16 protein-coding genes and 1 other RNA gene are annotated in these 16,622 nt (G+C 60.5%); 11 read left to right on the top strand and 6 right to left on the bottom strand.

Annotation, left to right across the window (positions count from 1 at the left end; translation table 11 throughout):
* Positions 1 to 85: 85 nt before the first annotated feature.
* Positions 86 to 490, bottom strand: coding sequence for a ferric iron uptake transcriptional regulator (fur, locus tag SB756_RS23320; protein ID WP_003249922.1), 405 nt, complete (start codon positions 488 to 490; stop codon positions 86 to 88).
* A 97-nt stretch (positions 491 to 587) separates the two neighbouring features.
* Here fur and SB756_RS23315 point away from each other — a divergent pair, with 97 nt between their 5' ends.
* Complete coding sequence (locus SB756_RS23315) at positions 588 to 1,124, top strand: outer membrane protein assembly factor BamE (RefSeq protein ID WP_016501653.1); 537 nt, start codon at positions 588 to 590, stop codon at positions 1,122 to 1,124.
* Positions 1,125 to 1,187: 63 nt separating this feature from the next.
* On the opposite strand, the gene SB756_RS23310 is transcribed toward SB756_RS23315, so the two are convergent.
* Positions 1,188 to 1,622: a type II toxin-antitoxin system RatA family toxin gene (locus SB756_RS23310; RefSeq protein WP_016501654.1), complete on the bottom strand. Its 435-nt coding sequence runs from the start codon at positions 1,620 to 1,622 to the stop codon at positions 1,188 to 1,190.
* A 162-nt stretch (positions 1,623 to 1,784) separates the two neighbouring features.
* Here SB756_RS23310 and smpB point away from each other — a divergent pair, with 162 nt between their 5' ends.
* Complete coding sequence (gene smpB / locus SB756_RS23305) at positions 1,785 to 2,267, top strand: SsrA-binding protein SmpB (RefSeq protein WP_016501655.1); 483 nt, start codon at positions 1,785 to 1,787, stop codon at positions 2,265 to 2,267.
* A gap of 123 nt (positions 2,268 to 2,390) precedes the next feature.
* Here the strand turns inward: smpB and SB756_RS23300 are convergent, their stop codons facing one another.
* A complete protein-coding gene (locus SB756_RS23300) occupies positions 2,391 to 3,158 on the bottom strand; it encodes an FCD domain-containing protein (protein WP_341796829.1) in 768 nt (255 codons plus the stop codon).
* Positions 3,159 to 3,413: 255 nt separating this feature from the next.
* On the opposite strand from SB756_RS23300, the gene SB756_RS23295 reads away from it, so the two are divergent.
* The 7 genes from SB756_RS23295 to SB756_RS23265 all read left to right on the top strand — a co-directional run bounded on the left by SB756_RS23295 (position 3,414) and on the right by SB756_RS23265 (position 11,147).
* Positions 3,414 to 5,084: a lactate permease LctP family transporter gene (locus SB756_RS23295; RefSeq protein ID WP_410912029.1), complete on the top strand. Its 1,671-nt coding sequence runs from the start codon at positions 3,414 to 3,416 to the stop codon at positions 5,082 to 5,084.
* Between the two features lie 63 nt (positions 5,085 to 5,147).
* On the top strand, positions 5,148 to 6,293 hold the full coding sequence (lldD, locus tag SB756_RS23290; RefSeq protein WP_043202589.1) for an FMN-dependent L-lactate dehydrogenase LldD: 1,146 nt from the start codon (positions 5,148 to 5,150) through the stop codon (positions 6,291 to 6,293).
* Positions 6,294 to 6,368: 75 nt separating this feature from the next.
* Positions 6,369 to 9,179, top strand: a complete 2,811-nt coding sequence (locus tag SB756_RS23285; RefSeq protein ID WP_410912027.1) for an FAD-binding and (Fe-S)-binding domain-containing protein — start codon at positions 6,369 to 6,371, stop codon at positions 9,177 to 9,179.
* A 217-nt stretch (positions 9,180 to 9,396) separates the two neighbouring features.
* The gene (locus SB756_RS23280; RefSeq protein WP_016501659.1) at positions 9,397 to 9,693 is read left to right on the top strand and encodes a hypothetical protein; all 297 of its coding nucleotides are present in this window, start codon (positions 9,397 to 9,399) and stop codon (positions 9,691 to 9,693) included.
* Between the two features lie 99 nt (positions 9,694 to 9,792).
* Positions 9,793 to 10,191: a transfer-messenger RNA gene (gene ssrA / locus SB756_RS23275) on the top strand.
* A gap of 361 nt (positions 10,192 to 10,552) precedes the next feature.
* A complete protein-coding gene (locus SB756_RS23270) occupies positions 10,553 to 10,795 on the top strand; it encodes a hypothetical protein (RefSeq protein ID WP_341796832.1) in 243 nt (80 codons plus the stop codon).
* Positions 10,796 to 10,883: 88 nt separating this feature from the next.
* Positions 10,884 to 11,147: a DUF3077 domain-containing protein gene (locus SB756_RS23265; RefSeq protein ID WP_016489250.1), complete on the top strand. Its 264-nt coding sequence runs from the start codon at positions 10,884 to 10,886 to the stop codon at positions 11,145 to 11,147.
* A gap of 159 nt (positions 11,148 to 11,306) precedes the next feature.
* Here the strand turns inward: SB756_RS23265 and SB756_RS23260 are convergent, their stop codons facing one another.
* Positions 11,307 to 12,155 (bottom strand): helix-turn-helix domain-containing protein, encoded by an 849-nt coding sequence (locus SB756_RS23260; protein WP_410912025.1) that lies wholly within the window; start codon positions 12,153 to 12,155, stop codon positions 11,307 to 11,309.
* A 157-nt stretch (positions 12,156 to 12,312) separates the two neighbouring features.
* On the opposite strand from SB756_RS23260, the gene SB756_RS23255 reads away from it, so the two are divergent.
* Positions 12,313 to 12,861 carry a GNAT family N-acetyltransferase gene (locus SB756_RS23255; protein ID WP_341796835.1) on the top strand — a complete coding sequence of 183 codons (549 nt, stop codon included), beginning with the start codon at positions 12,313 to 12,315 and terminating at the stop codon, positions 12,859 to 12,861.
* Positions 12,862 to 12,906: 45 nt separating this feature from the next.
* Complete coding sequence (locus tag SB756_RS23250; protein WP_410912022.1) at positions 12,907 to 13,344, top strand: GNAT family N-acetyltransferase; 438 nt, start codon at positions 12,907 to 12,909, stop codon at positions 13,342 to 13,344.
* 208 nt (positions 13,345 to 13,552) lie between these two features.
* Here SB756_RS23250 and SB756_RS23245 read toward each other — a convergent pair whose 3' ends face one another.
* Positions 13,553 to 15,946, bottom strand: coding sequence for a TonB-dependent siderophore receptor (locus SB756_RS23245; protein ID WP_410912020.1), 2,394 nt, complete (start codon positions 15,944 to 15,946; stop codon positions 13,553 to 13,555).
* 139 nt (positions 15,947 to 16,085) lie between these two features.
* On the bottom strand, positions 16,086 to 16,571 hold the full coding sequence (locus SB756_RS23240; protein ID WP_341796838.1) for a hypothetical protein: 486 nt from the start codon (positions 16,569 to 16,571) through the stop codon (positions 16,086 to 16,088).
* Between the last annotated feature and the right edge of the window lie 51 nt (positions 16,572 to 16,622).

The following is a 16,622-nucleotide window of genomic DNA, read 5'->3' as shown; positions in this document are numbered from 1 at the left end:
GCAGACAACCAAATTAATCTGCCGAAGCAGAAAGCACAAAGGCGACCCGAAGGTCGCCTTTGTCATTCATAACGATAAAAAATCGTTACTTCTTCTTACGCACATACAGGACCAGATTGTGGTCCACCAGCTCGAAGCCATGCTCGGCTACGATTTCGCGCTGGCGCTTCTCGATTTCGGCATCCATGAATTCGATGACTTCACTGGTATCCACGTTCACCATATGGTCGTGGTGACCGCCATCGGCCAGCTCGAACACTGCGTGGCCGCCGTCGAAGTTGTGGCGAACCACCAGACCCGCCGCTTCGAACTGGGTCAGTACGCGATAGACGGTGGCCAGGCCTACGTCCTCGCCTGCTTCCATCAGTGCCTTGTAAACATCCTCGGCACTCATGTGACGCTGCTCGGTGGAATCGAGCATCTGAAGGATCTTGACTCGAGGCAGGGTCACCTTGAGACCGGCTTTGCGTAATTCGCTATTTTCAACCATGGTCAGCTTTCTCGCCGATGCTGCTTCGCAGCTTCTCTTAATACGGGTATGATCGGGGTTTACGTTGTCCAGCCAAGATAGTGGAAGTCGCCCACCGATGCAAAACACCAAGCTCTTGCTAACCAGCCTCACCCTAGTGGGACTGCTCGCACTCGCCGGTTGCTCGTTTCCCGGGGTTTACAAAATCGACATCCAGCAGGGCAATGTCGTCACGCAGGACATGATAGACCAATTACGCCCGGGAATGACCCGCCGGCAAGTAAGGTTTATCATGGGCAACCCGCTGATTCAGGATACCTTCCACACCAACCGTTGGGATTACCTGTACAGCCTGCAGCCTGGCGGTGGTAAACGCCAGCAAGAGCGCATGAGCATCTTCTTCAACGAGAGCGACCAACTGGTCAGCTTGTCGGGCGACTTCATGCCAGGCGTCAGCCGCGACCAGGAAATCCTGGGGGGCAGCAGCGACACCACAGTCAGCCCGGCCACCGAGCCAGGCCAGACAGCGCAGCCAGCAGCTCAGCCTGAAGAAAAACCAGCCAAGCCAGGCTCGGTGGAAGAGTCCATCCAGCGCGAAATCGACACCATCGAGACCACCCCGGTCCCGACGCCGGCTCCGTTGGAAACCCGCTGAGCGGGAACAGCAGTCACAAAAAAGCCCGGACCTGGTCCGGGCTTTTTGTTTTCGCCGTATCTGTCAGGCATGCAGTTGCTTGGCACGCTGGCAGAAAGCATCGACCAGCGTGTTGGCCGCCTGATTGAACAGCGGGCCCAAGGTGGCGCGCACAATCGGCCCGGCATAATCGAAAGACAGGTCCAGGCTGATCTTGCAGGCCTTTTCACCCAGCGGCTTGAACACCCACACGCCATGCAACTGCGTGAACGGCCCCTCCTCAAGGTTCATCTCGATAGACTGCCCCGGCACCAGCACGTTACGCGTGACGAAGTACTGACTCATGCCGCCCTTGGCCACCTCGAGCTTGGCGTGCATGTGCGTGTCGCTGGCGTCGATCACCGTCGAGGCCGAGCACCACGGCAAAAACTCTGGGTAGCTGGCCACATCGTTGACCAGATCATAGAGCGCCTGGGCGGGGTATGGCAGCAGGGCGGAGCGTTGAATATGGGTTGTCATCCAGGCGTCACTTCCAAGGCTGGGTGGCGGCGCTTCGCAGCGTGCCGAAAACAGGTTCTGTCACCAAGACAGGCCTGTATTGTCCGGTATTCATTGCAGTGGCTCAAGCACACCGAAATCCCATAGCGGACGACGCACGGACTTGCCTATAATGCCGCCCCTATGGCTAAGCAAAAAAAACATCCGACCGGGACCATCGCGCAAAATAAAAAAGCGCGACACGATTACTTCATCGAACACAAGTTCGAGGCCGGGCTGGTCCTGTCCGGCTGGGAAGTAAAAAGCCTGCGAGCTGGCAAGGCGCACCTCGTTGACAGTTACGTGCTGCTCAAGGACGGTGAAGCCTGGCTGTTCGGCAGCCACATCACCCCGCTGACCACTGCCAGCACCCACGTCATCGCCGACCCCATCCGCACTCGCAAGCTGCTGCTGAACAAGCGCGAGCTCGAGCGGCTGGAAGCGGCTGTAGCGCAAAAGGGCTACACCTGCGTGGCGTTGTCGCTGTACTGGAGCAAGCACCTGATCAAGTGCGAAATTGCGCTGGGCAAGGGCAAGAAGGAATACGACAAGCGCGACACCGTGCGCGAACGCGATTCCAACCGCGAGCTGCAGCGGGTCGTGCGGAACAAGGGCAAGGAAGACTAATCGGTCTTTAGCCTGTTCCGGCCTCTTCGCGGGCACGCCCGCTCCCACAGGGACCGCGCCAGGTTCAAACCCGGCGCCCATCCTGTGGGAGCGGGCGTGCCCGCGAAGAATCCAGCACTGATCTCAGCGCCCGCTGCGCCGCTCTGCCCGCGCCACCCGCTGCGCCTCTTCGTGTGCCTCTTGCAGCACCTCCTGCACATACAGAATGTGCCGGCTGGACACCTCCCGTGCATCCTCCGCCCTGCCCTCGACAATCGCCAGGTACAGTTCCCGGTGCTGGCTGATCAACATGTCCCGGGTTTCGGTGCGTTGCTGGTACATGCCACCAATGTTGGTCACCACGTTGCGCTTGAGCAGGTCGAACAAACCACGAATGGTGTGCAGCAGCACCGCGTTATGGCTGGCCTCGGCAATCGCCAGGTGGAAGCGTGCATCGGCCACACCCTCCTCCGCCCGAGTGACTTCATCGACCCTGCTGTAGCAGTCCTGCAACGCATCGAAGGCCGCCTTCAAGCGTGCCCGGTCCGGCTCGGTGGCACGCTGGGCGGCGTAATAGGCACACGACGCCTCCAGGGTATGGCGAAATTCAAGCAGGTCGCGCTGCGCCTCGGCACTGTGCTCGAGCAACTGCAGCAATGGGTCGCTGAAGGTAGAGCCCAGTGACTCGGCAACAAAATTGCCGCCGCCCTGGCGGCTGACCAGCAGCCCTTTGGCCACCAGCTTCTGGATCGCCTCACGCAGTGACGGGCGGGACACGCCGAACTGCTCGGCGAGGGCGCGTTCGGCCGGCAGCCGCTGCCCCGAGGTCAGCGTGCCTTCCAGAATCATCCCTTCCAACCGATCGACGATGTCGTCGGACAGGCGCCGTTGGCGGACCTGATCAAAAACCATCACATGCTCTCCACAAACCCCCGGCAGATTTCAGGGGGCGCCTATTCTCGCCGATCCACGCCGCGCAAACACCCATCAAGCCACGATTTTGCATGCGCATCAGGCGCCCGCTCATCGGCACACGACCAAAGTTTTGCACAGGACAAATTGACACACCCACGACAGCGCTTTTAACCTAGCGACCAGCCATTGTAAATTGGTCTTACCAATTATCCAATGCCAGTGCTGACCAACAACAATTAGGGGCCACCCCATATGCAAACCTGGCAACAACTCTATAGCCCGCTTGGTAGTCTTGGCCTGTCCGCACTGGCGGCAGTCATCCCTATCGTGTTCTTCTTCCTTGCCCTCGCCGTGTTCCGCCTGAAAGGCCACGTAGCGGGCAGCATCACGCTCGCGCTGTCGATCCTGGTGGCGATCTTTGCCTTCCAGATGCCTGTCGACATGGCCCTCGCTGCCGCGGGTTATGGCTTCCTCTACGGCCTCTGGCCAATCGCATGGATCATCGTTGCCGCGGTGTTCCTGTACAAACTCACGGTCAAGAGTGGCCAGTTCGAAGTGATCCGCAGCTCGGTGCTGTCGATTACCGACGACCAGCGCTTGCAAGTGCTGCTGATCGGCTTCTGCTTCGGTGCCTTCCTGGAAGGCGCGGCGGGCTTCGGCGCCCCCGTGGCAATCACTGCCGCGCTGCTGGTGGGCCTGGGCTTCAACCCGCTATACGCCGCCGGCCTGTGCCTGATCGCCAACACCGCACCGGTGGCATTCGGCGCCCTGGGCATCCCGATCATCGTGGCCGGCCAGGTCACCGGCATCGACGCCTTCCACATCGGCGCCATGACCGGCCGCCAGCTGCCGCTGCTGTCGTTGTTCGTGCCGTTCTGGCTGGTGTTCATGATGGACGGCCTGCGCGGCGTGAAGGAAACCTGGCCTGCCGCCCTGGTCGCCGGCCTGAGCTTCGCCGTTACCCAGTACTTCACCTCGAACTTCATCGGCCCTGAGCTGCCCGACATCACCTCGGCACTGGCCAGCCTGATCTGCCTCACCCTGTTCCTGAAAGTCTGGCAGCCAAAGCGTTCGTTCAGCGAAGCCAAAGGCAGCGTCGGCGCAGCCGTTGTGCAATCAAGCGGCAGCCAGCCAAGCCCTTACAGCTTTGGTGAAATCTTCAAGGCCTGGTCGCCGTTCCTGATCCTGACCGTACTGGTCACCATCTGGACCCTGAAGCCGTTCAAGGCAGCGTTCGCCCCGGGCGGTGCCATGTACAACTTCGTCTTCAACTTCGCCATCCCGCACCTCGACCAACTGGTGATCAAGACCGCACCGATCGTTGCCGCGCCCACTGCCATGCCAGCGGTGTTCAAGCTCGACCCGATCTCCGCCACCGGCACCGCGATCTTCCTCTCGGCGCTGATCTCCATGGCGGTGTTGAAGATCAACTTCAAAACTGGTCTGACCACTTTCAAGGAAACGTTCTGGGAGCTGCGCTGGCCTATCCTGTCGATCGGCATGGTGCTGGCCTTCGCCTTCGTCACCAACTACTCGGGCATGTCCTCGACCATGGCCCTGGTACTGGCCGGCACCGGCGCCGCGTTCCCGTTCTTCTCGCCGTTCCTTGGCTGGCTTGGCGTATTCCTGACCGGCTCGGACACCTCGTCCAACGCCCTGTTCAGCTCGCTGCAGGCCACCACTGCGCACCAGATCGGCGTCAACGACACCCTGCTGGTAGCGGCCAACACCAGCGGCGGCGTGACCGGCAAGATGATCTCGCCGCAGTCCATTGCCGTGGCCTGCGCCGCCACCGGCCTGGTGGGCAAGGAATCTGACCTGTTCCGCTTCACCGTCAAGCACAGCCTGTTCTTTGCCACCATCGTCGGCCTGATCACCCTGGTCCAGGCTTACTGGCTGACCGGCATGCTGGTTCATCACTAAAGTGAAAGGGGCCGGGCGCCATTGCGCGCCCGGCACTCCCCACAAGCAACGCTGCGAGAATCCATGATCATTTCTGCCTCTACCGACTATCGCGCCGCGGCCCAACGCAAGCTGCCTCCCTTCCTGTTCCACTACGCCGACGGCGGCGCCTACGCCGAGCACACCCTGCGCCACAACGTGTCGGACCTGGCCGGCATTGCCCTGCGCCAGCGCGTGCTGAACAACATGTCCGAGCTCAGCCTGGAAACCAAGCTGTTCGACGAAACCCTCAGCATGCCGGTGGCCTTGGCCCCGGTCGGCCTCACCGGCATGTACGCGCGCCGCGGCGAAGTGCAGGCGGCGCGTGCAGCTGCGGCCCATGGCATCCCGTTCACCATGTCTACCGTGTCGGTGTGCCCGATCGAAGAAGTGGCCCCGGCGATCAACCGGCCGATGTGGTTCCAGCTGTACGTGCTCAAGGACCGCGGCTTCATGCGCAACGCCCTGGAGCGGGCCAAGGCCGCCGGGGTCAAGACCCTGGTGTTCACCGTCGACATGCCCGTACCCGGCGCCCGCTACCGCGATGCCCACTCGGGCATGAGCGGCCGCAACGGCCCGCTGCGCCGTGTGCTGCAAGCCATGACCCACCCCGAGTGGGCGTGGGATGTCGGCGTGATGGGCCGCCCGCACGACCTGGGCAACATCTCAAAGTACCGCGGCAACCCCACCGGCCTGGCCGACTACATCGGCTGGCTGGGCAACAACTTCGACCCGTCCATCTCCTGGAAAGACCTGGAGTGGATCCGCGAGTACTGGGACGGCCCGATGATCATCAAGGGCATTCTCGATGCCGATGACGCCCGCGATGCGGTCAAGTTCGGCGCCGACGGCATCGTGGTGTCCAACCACGGCGGCCGCCAGCTCGATGGGGTGCTGTCCAGCGCCCGCGCCCTGCCGGCAATTGCCGACGCCGTCAAAGGCGACCTGAAAATTCTGGCCGACTCCGGCATCCGCAGTGGCCTCGACGTGGTGCGCATGATCGCCCTGGGCGCCGACACCGTACTGATCGGCCGCGCCTTCCTCTACGCCCTTGCCGTGCACGGCGAGGCCGGGGTGAAGAACCTGCTGGAGCTGTTCGAGAAGGAAATGCGCGTGGCGATGGTGCTGACCGGCGCCAAGTCGATCAGCGAGATCACCCGCGACTCGCTGGTACGCGAACTGGGCGCCTGACCGCCTGCAAGAAACACCGCCTGATTGACCCGGGGCATGTGGCGCACAGACGCCACGGCCCCGCGAGGAGACTGCATGAGCTTGCCCGCCGCGTTTCTGCGTGATGCCGAGCGCCTGATACCCGCCGAACGCCGCTTCGACGACCCCACGTCCACCCTGGCCTTCGGCACCGACGCCAGCTTCTACCGGCTGATCCCCAAGCTGGTGGTGCGCGTCGAGTCCGAGGACGAAGTGGTCGGCCTGATCAAACTGGCCCAGCGCGAGCGGGTGCCGGTCACCTTCCGCGCAGCCGGCACCAGCCTGTCTGGCCAGGCCATCACCGACTCGGTACTGATCGTGCTCGGCGATAACTGGAACGGCCGCGAAATCCGTGGCCAGGGCGAGCAGATCCGCCTGCAACCGGGCGTGATCGGCGCCCAGGCCAACGCCTGGCTGGCCCCCTTCGGGCGCAAGATCGGCCCCGACCCGGCGTCGATCAACGCCTGCAAGATTGGCGGCATCGTTGCCAACAACGCCAGCGGCATGTGCTGCGGCACCGCGCAGAACACCTACCACACCCTGGCCGGCCTGCGCCTGGTGCTGGCCGACGGCACCCGCCTCGACAGCGAAGACCCGGCCAGCGTTGCCGCCTTTGAAAGCAGCCACGCCGAGCTGCTGGAATCGCTGGCCCGCCTGGCCCGCGAGACCCGCGCCAACACCGCGCTGGCCGAGCGCATCCGGCACAAATACCGGCTGAAGAACACCACCGGCCTGTCGCTGAACGCACTGGTGGACTACGACCAACCGCTGGACATCCTGCAGCACCTGCTGGTCGGTTCCGAAGGCACGCTGGGCTTCATCAGCGCCGTCACCTACGACACCGTGCCTGATCACCCGCACAAGGCCAGCGCCTTGCTGGTGTTCCCCAGCGTCGAAAGCTGCTGCCGCGCGGTGCCCGTGCTCAAGCAGCAGCCAGTCTCGGCGGTGGAACTGCTCGACCGCCGCAGCCTGCGCTCGGTGCAGAACATGCCCGGCATGCCGCTGTGGGTAAAAGGCCTGTCAGACAACGCCTGCGCCCTGCTGATCGAGTCCCGCGCCGCCAGCCAGAGCCTGCTGCACGAGCAACTGCGCCAGGTGATGGCCTCGATTGCCGACTTCCCGCTGGAACAGCAAGTGGACTTCAGCGAAGACCCAGCCGTGTACAACCAGCTGTGGAAAATCCGCAAGGACACCTTCCCCGCCGTCGGCGCCGTGCGCCAGACCGGCACCACGGTGATCATCGAAGACGTGACCTTCCCCGTCGAGCAACTGGCCGAAGGCGTCAACCGCCTGATCCTGCTGTTCGACAAGCACCGCTACGACGAAGCGATCATCTTTGGCCATGCGCTGGAAGGCAACTTGCACTTCGTCTTCACCCAAGGCTTCAACAGCGCCGCGGAAGTCGCCCGTTACAAGGCGTTCATGGACGACGTGGCGCAACTGGTGGCGGTGGAGTTCGGCGGCTCGTTGAAAGCCGAGCACGGCACCGGGCGCAACATGGCACCGTTCGTGGAACTGGAATGGGGCCATGACGCCTACCAGTTGATGTGGAAGCTCAAGCGCCTGCTCGACCCCAACGGCATCCTCAACCCCGACGTGGTGCTGAGCGAAGACCCTGATATCCACCTGAAAAACCTGAAGCCGCTGCCAGCAGCCGACGAAATCGTCGACAAGTGCATCGAATGCGGCTTCTGCGAACCGGTGTGCCCGTCCAAAGGGCTTACCCTCAGCCCGCGCCAGCGCATCGTCATGTGGCGGGACATCCAGGCCAAGCAACGTGCCGGCATCGACACCCGCGAACTGATGCAGACCTACCAGTACCAAGGCCTCGACACCTGCGCCGCCACCGGTCTGTGCGCCCAGCGCTGCCCGGTCGGTATCAACACCGGCGAGCTGGTGAAAAAGCTGCGCAGCCAGGCCGCCGGACACAACAAGACCGCCGACTGGCTGGCCGAGCACTTCCACACCGCACTGGGTGGCGCCCGCCTTACCCTCACGGCCGCCAACACTGCACGCAAGCTGCTCGGCGCCCCGCGCCTGGGCCGCCTGAGCGCCTCGCTGAGCAACGCCAGCAAAGGCCGCCTACCCCAGTGGACCCCGGCCATGCCACAACCCCTGCGCCCGATCAGCTTCGGCCCGGCCAGCAACGACGCACGCCCCCGCGTGGTGTACCTGGCAGCCTGCGTGTCACGAGTGATGGGCCCGGCCTATGCCGACCGCGAGCAAAGCTCGCTGCTGGACAAAACCCGCGCCCTGCTGGAAAAGGCCGGCTACCAAGTGGTGTTCCCCGACAACGCCGACAGCCTGTGCTGCGGCCAGCCCTTCGCCTCCAAGGGCTACCCCGAACAGGCCGAGCACAAGCGCCAGGAGCTGATCACCGCCCTGCTGCACGCCAGCCGCGGCGGCCTTGACCCGATCTACTGCGACACCAGCCCCTGCACGCTGCGCCTGGTGCAAGACCTGGGCGAAACCCGCCTCGACCTGTACGACCCGGTGCGCTTCATCCGCACCCACCTGCTTGACCGCCTGGAGTTCACCCCCCAGGACGAGCCGGTGGCCGTGCACGTGACCTGCAGCACCCAGCACCTGGGCGAAAGCCAGGCGCTGATCGACCTGGCGCGGCGCTGCAGCAAACAGGTGGTAATCCCCGAAGGCATCCATTGCTGCGGGTTTGCAGGTGACAAAGGCTTCACCACCCCCGAGCTCAACGCCCACTCGCTGCGCAGCCTGAAGGACGCGGTGCAGTATTGCAGCGAAGGCATCTCCACCAGCCGCACCTGCGAGATAGGCCTGTCGAGCCACAGCGGCATCGACTACCACGGCCTGGTCTACCTGGTAGACCGCGTCACCCGCCCACGCAGCATCTAGGCCGGGAGCGGTTCGGCGTGGGGGTTGCAGCGCCTGGGAGATCGAGCACCGCGCGGGCGGCGCTTGATCTCCCAGGCGCCGCGCATTCCAAGGCGAACCCAGCAGCCACCCCGGTCCCACTGCCAATCAATCCCGCCACCATCCCGATTGAACCCCCGCCAATCCCCCACAGTCCACCCTACAGGCCCACCTTCCAGAGGCCCCAGAGGAGACACCCATGAAAGGTACCGCGCTTTCGGCCCTGTTCGCGGCCGCCACCCTGCTGGCTTCGCCGGTGTTCGCCGCCGATGACCTCTGCACCACCAACCTGCAAAAGATCGACGACAGCATGGCCACCGCCGGCGCCACCTCCGAAGGCCTGGACAAGGCCCTCACCGAGCACGTCGACAAAGCCAAGGCCGCCCAGGCTTCGGGCGATACCAAGGAATGCATCGCCATCACCAGCAAAGTGCTGGAGCGCCTGGAAAAAACCGAAAAAGGCAGCAGCTCCGGCAGCGGCGGCGGCGGCGCGTGAGCCTTGATGCGGGCGACAGGACCGGCTGTCGACGTCGCCCGCGCAATGGCGTATACTCCATCCCACGTGCCGTAAGGTGCGTTAGCGTAACGCTAGTGTGGGGCCGATTAGGATTCGACGCCGGTAGCGAAACTCTAGGTGCATGCCGAGTTGGTAACAGAACTCGTAAATCCACTGTTGCAACTTTTATAGTTGCCAATGACGATAACTACGGCGCGGAGTACAAGCTGGCTGCGTAAGCAGTCTTCTTGACCCGTTGCTTCTGGTAGCTTCGGCTCCAGCAATCACTAGGGGATGCCTGTAAACCCGAACTGATTGTCATACAGAACAGGATCGTCGCGTAGCACGTTGTGGGCGAAGTGACTAAAACTTACACAACTCATCCAAAGCACCCTGCCCGTCGGGCGGCTGCGGATTAAATCAGTAGACACGGCTACGCATGTAGTACCGACAGCGGAGTACTGGCGGACGGGGGTTCAAATCCCCCCGGCTCCACCAAATCCAAAGAAGAAGACGCCCTCGGGCGTCTTTTTTTGTGCCTGGATTTTGGGCCCTGCGGGCCGAAAAATCGGATTTACCCCCTTTCTTGTAGGGCGTTTCCCAAAGATACTCCCAGCGCCTGTTTTCCGTTGCGGTCATTTTTTCGGGGTTTTAGTCTCGGTGGGTCGTTGCTCATCAACGGCATGACTTTGACAGGTCGCGACGGTAAACAACAAAACGGCTCGTCCTTATGGCGGCTGTACGTGCGGGCACGCTTGCGTGCGCCGGAACTTGTTGTTTCCGCCGGTCTGTCAACCCGCGTACAGCTGCCACCCTCTGTTTGACAGCAGATGGTGACGGCCCTGAAATGGAAGCAATCATGTTGAAGATAGTCCCCGACCCACCCCACCACCTCCACTCCCTGGAAGACACGATCATGATGGCCACGGACTACGCACTCTGCGCAGAAGCCGTAGCCCAGCAGGCGATGCTGATGCAGCCCAGGTCGCCCGCATCGGTGTTGATCATGGCCTCGATGCACGAGCTCGAAACCCTGCGCCGATTGCTCGAATCAGCGCTGGTGCAAATACAGCAGCCAGCGAACCCGCAACCGATGCACTGATTCGCATATCGAGCAGAAAACCTGTGGGAGCCCGGCTTGCCGGCGACAGGGCCAGCCCAGGCAACCACCAGACCAGGGAGATTGATCAATGACCACCGAAGACACGAACTGCACCGTCGGCAAAACCATCTTCTTTCAAGGCGAAAACCAGACTCACCCACTGTTCCGCATCGAACCCGGCATCCCTTGCCAGAACGCCCGCGAACAGGCCTCGGAACTGATGGGCTACGCGCGGGACCTGACTATTGATGGCCTGATGGAAGACAAGCCCAAGCTGATCTGGGCTGCGCACTACCTTTGCGCTTTGGGCAAAGCGCTACTGGATGATGCCGAACTCGGCATGATGCGTTGAAACCCAAACCGCTAGGCCTACCAGCCGCCGCCATCTGACCTAGGTGGCGGCCATATCATGGGAGTGCGGAAAGCGCTCTTTCAACCGTTCAATCGTTGATCGCCACTTCGGCGTTCCAGGCCAACACACCGTCTTTTGACTACTTATTTTGACCGCAGGTCAGTCCCCCTCCGCCTTCTTGTGCTTACGATAACGGGAGAGCGAAACACCCGTTTGGCGCTTGAAGTAGCGACACAAGTACGATGCGTCGGCGAAGTTCAGTTCCTCGGCCACACGGCCAATAGATAAGTCACTGTACGAAAGAAGAGCCTTGATTTCCAAGGTTACCTGCCGATCGATCAGGCCCTTGGGAGTTTCATTGAAAAACGCATTGGTCAACTGCGACAGGTAGAACGGTGTGATATTCAGTGCATCGGCATAGAACTTCACATCTCGGTAGCGGCGGCAGTGTTTGCCAATCAACTCCCAGAAGCGCCAACAATGCATTTCCTGCCGGTTGAAGCCACTGTTTTCTATGGGAGTGGCTGGCAATTGCTCGGCTATTTTCAAAAAGAGGTTCTGCAGCTGATTGCGCAACATGATGCGTTGGTATGTGGGACAAGTCTGCGCAACGTTACGCATCTGTGCCACCCACCCCTCTACCAGCGGCATGTCGTCCTTGGATGGAACGCAATGAGGGTGGTCATGCAGAAATACGAACAAGCTATTTGGCAGCGGGTAGGCTACCTCCGCTGCAAAATTTTTCGGCATCAGGCAGAAGAAAACCTTGAAGCGGCGCGAGCGACGTTTGAGCAAGGCAATAGTGTCCTCAGCTAGCAGCATCACACCACCGCGCCTGACCGCATGCTCTTTGAAGTTGAGAGTGAAGTGGGCACTACCGGAGAGGCACACCAGCAGCGTCAAGTAAGCATGACCGAAGGAGAGCGGCAAACCACGCCCTTCCGCTAGCGTGGTTTCTCCCATCCGCATCGGATCGTCAGGAACGGAGAGCTTCGGAATGTGATGCATAGTGCCTCAGCGCTACAACAAACAGTAGCCATCATCGTATCACTGCGTGGCGCGATTGTTTCGAAAAGTACCGAAGAAGCCGAGTTACTGGCATGTACCGATGCCCTGTCTCCCAATACTCTATCCCGAACACACCAATCCACTACGAGTACAGGATATGACACTTAAAACAGAACGACTCTTGCTGCGCCCGTGGCAAGACACAGACGCCGCTGATCTATACGAATATGCCAAAGACGCCCGAGTCGGCCCCATCGCTGGCTGGCCCCCGCACACCAGTGTGGAGAACAGTGCCGACATCATCCGCACAGTCTTCAATCACCCAGAGGTGTACGCGGTCGAATTGAAGGAAAATCGCCGTGCTGTGGGTTGTGTGGGCATTCTCATAGGCAGCAACAGCCATTTTGAAATCAGTGAGCAGGAAGGGGAAATAGCCTACTGGATCGGTGTGCCGTACTGGGGCAAAGGCCTGATTCCGGAAGCAGTGCGTGAAGTGATGCGACATGCTTTTGAAAACCTGAGCCTCAAAGCACTATGGTGTGGTTACTTCGCCGACAACATCCAGTCCCATGCTGCTCAATCGAAGTGTGGCTTTCGCTTTCACCACACGGAAGAAAACAAATATAACCCATTCCTCCAAGACTACCGAACAGAACACATTAGCCGTATCACTTACCAAGAATGGCTAGGACATTCGAAAGAGTAAGAACACAAACCAAAGGTACCGCCAGGAGAAAACTCAGGAGACGCTATGGAAATCTCACTCGCCCAAATAACCCAACAAAACTATGAGGTAATTTGTGAACTGGAGGTCACTGAGGAGCAGGAGGACTACGTGGCTAGTAATACTTGGTCGCTCGTTGAGGCTGCATACAACCCAGGTTACTTCACACGCGCCATCATAGCGGATGAAGAGCCCGTGGGCTTCTTTATGTGGGTGCAGGAATCAAAAGAAAAAGTCTCCATCTGGCGCTTTATGGTGGACAAAGAACATCAGCAGAAGTCCATCGGTAGAGTAGCCCTAGGTCTCGCCCTGCAGGAAATAAAACAGATCGAATATTTGAAAGAAATTGAAATTTGCTACAACCCCAACAACATCGTAGCCAAAGGGTTCTATTCCAGCTTTGGGTTTGTCGAGGTTGGCATGGATGTAGACGGCGAGGATATGCGGGCGAGGATCATGATTTGAACTTCGCCAAATACAATCTGAGCGACATTCCGATCCCTCCCTCTCGACGCTCAAGCAGTTGCCGCTGAGCTCGCTGCTGCCGTTTTCCTTGGTGCTTACACCCAGGGCAGTTACCCCTACAGGCATCTTTGCAGACGTCAGTGTTTTGCACACCTGCAGGGGCTGATTTGCTCGAGAACACGGACGGAGTCCGTGCCCCCTACCCGCCTTACCAGCTGTAACTCACCTTCGCCGTAACCTCACGCCCCGGGTTGTAGTAATTCGCCGTCCCCGACCCCACCACATGCTGCTCGTCAAACAGGTTGCTGACATTCAGGGCAAGGTCAGTCCCTTTGGCAATCTTGTAGTTCAAGGCCGCGTCAAACAGCGTGGTACCGTCGCTCTTCTTGGTGTTGGCAGCATCCATGTAATAACCACCAACGTACCTGGCACCCAGACCAACGCTCACATCAGTGTTGGCAATGTCGTAGTAGCTCCACAGCGAAGCCGTATGCTTCGGCGCCACAGTGAATTCCTTGCCCTTGAGCGAACTGCCGTCATACAGCGCGCCGCGCAGCACCTCAGTTTCCATGTAGGAATAGGCACCGATCAGGCTGAGGTTTTGCGTGACTTGCGCCTTGGCTTCCAGGTCCAGGCCGCGGGCACGGGACTCGCCCACCGTCTGCTGCTCGATGATGCCGCTCGGCAGCACGACGGCGATGGTGACGTTTTCCTGGGTCAGGTCATAAACGGCAGCAGAGAACAACGCATCCATGCCCACTGGCGAGTACTTCACACCCACTTCGTACTGCCTGCCGGTCTGCGGCGTTACTCCAACCTGCGGGGGCGAAACAGATTCCACCATGCTCACATAAGTGGAGACTTCATCGTTGACGATGTAAGTCAGCGCGCCACGGTAGGACGTTTCAGAGAAGTTGTCGCTTTGCTTGCTCACCCCGCCGACGTACTCCGTGCTGGACAGGTCCATGGAGTCATTACGCACACCCGCTGTAGCGATCAAGCGGTCATGGAAGGACAGGTTCTGCTGCAGGAACACGGCCTTGGTGGTGGCGTCGTTCTTCTTGCGGGTATAGGGCGTGATGCCGCCCGGCACGCCGGTGAACACTGGGTTGGCGATATCGATGGAGGGCGCCAGGCTGTATACGGAGCTCTGTTTGGTGGTGGAGTCGAGGTATTCCACACCCACCAGGGTGCTGCTGTCGATGTGCTCGAACTGGGCATCGTATTGCAGCATCAGGTTGCCGTTGAGCTGATCGGCATCGCTGTCGGTGCCGAACACGTAGCGCGGTATGGTGGTGCCAACCCGCGAAGCGCTGTCGCTCAGGTAGACATAGCCAAAGTCATCGCTCAACTCGCTGTAGCGCAGGTTGCCGCGCAGCGTGAAGCCGTTGTCGAAGTCGTGGGTGATGTTGCCGCTGAGGCTGGTGCGCTCGACATCGTGGAAGTTGTAGCCGGGCTCGCCGTAGAAATCGCTGCGGTCGTATTCCTTGTCCAGTGGGTAGCCACCGCTGTTTGGCGAGCTGTTGGTCTTCAGGTAGTCGAGGATCACGGTAGCCGAAGTGAAGTCGGTAGGCGCCCAGGTCAGGCCGCCCATCACGAACCGGTTATCGTCCTGCGAGTGGTCGTACTCACGGTCGCTGTTCTGCATCTTGGCAGTGAAGCGGCCGGCCAGCGTCTGTTCGTCGTTCAGGGCGTCGCCTACATCGATACCGGTTTCGGCATGGTCATACGAGCCGTAGGTGACATAGCCCTGGCCAAATTTTTCGAAGCGCGGCTGCTTGGTCACGAAGTTGACCGAGCCGCCTGGGTCTGCCGGGCCGAACAGGGTGGAGTTGGCGCCGCGCAGAATTTCGATGCGCTCATAGGCGAACGGGTCTTCACGCACACCGCGCATCGAGCTCAAGGTCAGGCCGTCACGGTAAGTGGTGGCCTGGAAGCCGCGGATCTGGAAGTAGTCGTTGCGGTCGTCCGAGCCGTAGAAGTCGCTGACCACACCAGGGGTGTATTGCAGCGCCTCTTCCGTGGTGCTGACGCTGCGCTGCTGCATTTCCTTGTTGGTCACTACCGACACGGAGGCTGGCGTGTTGAGGATGCTGGTCGCCACCTTGCCACCCACCCACAGTTCCTTGGCAACCACCGAGTTGGTGTCATCGTCGGCACTGGCCTTGACCTTGGCGTTGATGATGACGGGCGCCAGGCGGTAGTCCTCGGTCGCGCCCAGTTCCAGCGGGCCGGTCGGCTTTGGCTGCGGTACCACCAGGTAAGCACTCGGGCCTTGCTGTTCAGCCTGAAGCTCGGTCCCCTGCAACAACGACGAGAGTGCAGCCGACGTACCCAGCGCACCCTGCACACCCGCCGTGTTGCGGTTGGCTACGCTCTGTGCGTCGAAGGACAGGCTGATACCGGCCTGGCGCGCAAAGTGGTCAAGCGCCGGGGCCAGTGGGCCCCCAGGAATATTCCATTGCTGGACCTGGTTGTTGCGCTCAGCGGTTGCCTCTTGTGCAAGCGCAGGCAGCGCAGCGCTGCTGACAACCAGGCCCAGGAAAGCAGCGTGCACAGCACGGCTCAATGGATGGCGCTGTGAAACCGGGGTCAAACTCATTTTCTCGCTCCGTAGAGGGGTCGGCGGGCTGGCCTGTATTCCGGCCTTCTCTACAAGCCGAACGAGAATGAGAAAACACCTCATTTATTTTTCGGATAGCTGGAGGCACCACATCGCGGGCGCTTCCAGCACTTAAACCTTATTCACTATCGCGGCTCGCAAACGGGTCAAACTCGGGGTCGTTCAACTTCAGGATGTGGTTCTTGATGGCATAACCGGCCAGCTCGATGTATTCCATATAGAAGTCTTTACCCAGTTGCCGCAGCGGTGAGCCCTTCAATGACTCAGCGACAGCTTTTAACGTTATGGTCCCGGATTGTTCAGCGATGATTTCCACACTGCGCACACGCTTTTCAGGGTGGTCATAGGGCTTCTGGTACCAGCTCGCGATCTGATACTGGATATCCTCTCTTTCCAGCGCCTGATACAGATGGCTGGCAAACGCGATGCTGGTTTCGCGAATCAGGCCCGGGTCGATATCGCGCTTTTCAAGTAGCGTTTCAGTGGGTTGGTAAGCAACATAAAGCAGGTCGGCGATGGTGAAGCCCGGCATCGGCGGAAAAACGCCTGGCGGTAGTTGGTCCGCCGGGATTGATAGCTGGTCGGAATAGTCGTCGTTGTGCACGGGAAGCTCCTTGCCTCGGTGTAGTTTTACTGGCCAGCGCCAGCATCATCC

Source organism: Pseudomonas sp. SIMBA_068, assembly GCF_046534705.1.
In the GTDB taxonomy this organism is placed as follows: domain Bacteria; phylum Pseudomonadota; class Gammaproteobacteria; order Pseudomonadales; family Pseudomonadaceae; genus Aquipseudomonas; species Aquipseudomonas putida.
The sequence above is the reverse complement of the archived record's forward strand: the minus strand, read 5'-3'. Positions and strand labels throughout refer to the sequence as shown.

Bases quoted from the DNA above. Each gene is read 5' to 3' on its own strand.
- fur (WP_003249922.1), bottom strand. From the start codon at position 490: ATGGTTGAAAATAGCGAATTACGCAAAGCCGGTCTCAAGGTGACCCTG.
- SB756_RS23315 (WP_016501653.1), top strand. From the start codon at position 588: ATGCAAAACACCAAGCTCTTGCTAACCAGCCTCACCCTAGTGGGACTG.
- SB756_RS23310 (WP_016501654.1), bottom strand. From the start codon at position 1,622: ATGACAACCCATATTCAACGCTCCGCCCTGCTGCCATACCCCGCCCAG.
- smpB (WP_016501655.1), top strand. From the start codon at position 1,785: ATGGCTAAGCAAAAAAAACATCCGACCGGGACCATCGCGCAAAATAAA.
- SB756_RS23300 (WP_341796829.1), bottom strand. From the start codon at position 3,158: ATGGTTTTTGATCAGGTCCGCCAACGGCGCCTGTCCGACGACATCGTC.
- SB756_RS23295 (WP_410912029.1), top strand. From the start codon at position 3,414: ATGCAAACCTGGCAACAACTCTATAGCCCGCTTGGTAGTCTTGGCCTG.
- lldD (WP_043202589.1), top strand. From the start codon at position 5,148: ATGATCATTTCTGCCTCTACCGACTATCGCGCCGCGGCCCAACGCAAG.
- SB756_RS23285 (WP_410912027.1), top strand. From the start codon at position 6,369: ATGAGCTTGCCCGCCGCGTTTCTGCGTGATGCCGAGCGCCTGATACCC.
- SB756_RS23280 (WP_016501659.1), top strand. From the start codon at position 9,397: ATGAAAGGTACCGCGCTTTCGGCCCTGTTCGCGGCCGCCACCCTGCTG.
- SB756_RS23270 (WP_341796832.1), top strand. From the start codon at position 10,553: ATGTTGAAGATAGTCCCCGACCCACCCCACCACCTCCACTCCCTGGAA.
- SB756_RS23265 (WP_016489250.1), top strand. From the start codon at position 10,884: ATGACCACCGAAGACACGAACTGCACCGTCGGCAAAACCATCTTCTTT.
- SB756_RS23260 (WP_410912025.1), bottom strand. From the start codon at position 12,155: ATGCATCACATTCCGAAGCTCTCCGTTCCTGACGATCCGATGCGGATG.
- SB756_RS23255 (WP_341796835.1), top strand. From the start codon at position 12,313: ATGACACTTAAAACAGAACGACTCTTGCTGCGCCCGTGGCAAGACACA.
- SB756_RS23250 (WP_410912022.1), top strand. From the start codon at position 12,907: ATGGAAATCTCACTCGCCCAAATAACCCAACAAAACTATGAGGTAATT.
- SB756_RS23245 (WP_410912020.1), bottom strand. From the start codon at position 15,946: ATGAGTTTGACCCCGGTTTCACAGCGCCATCCATTGAGCCGTGCTGTG.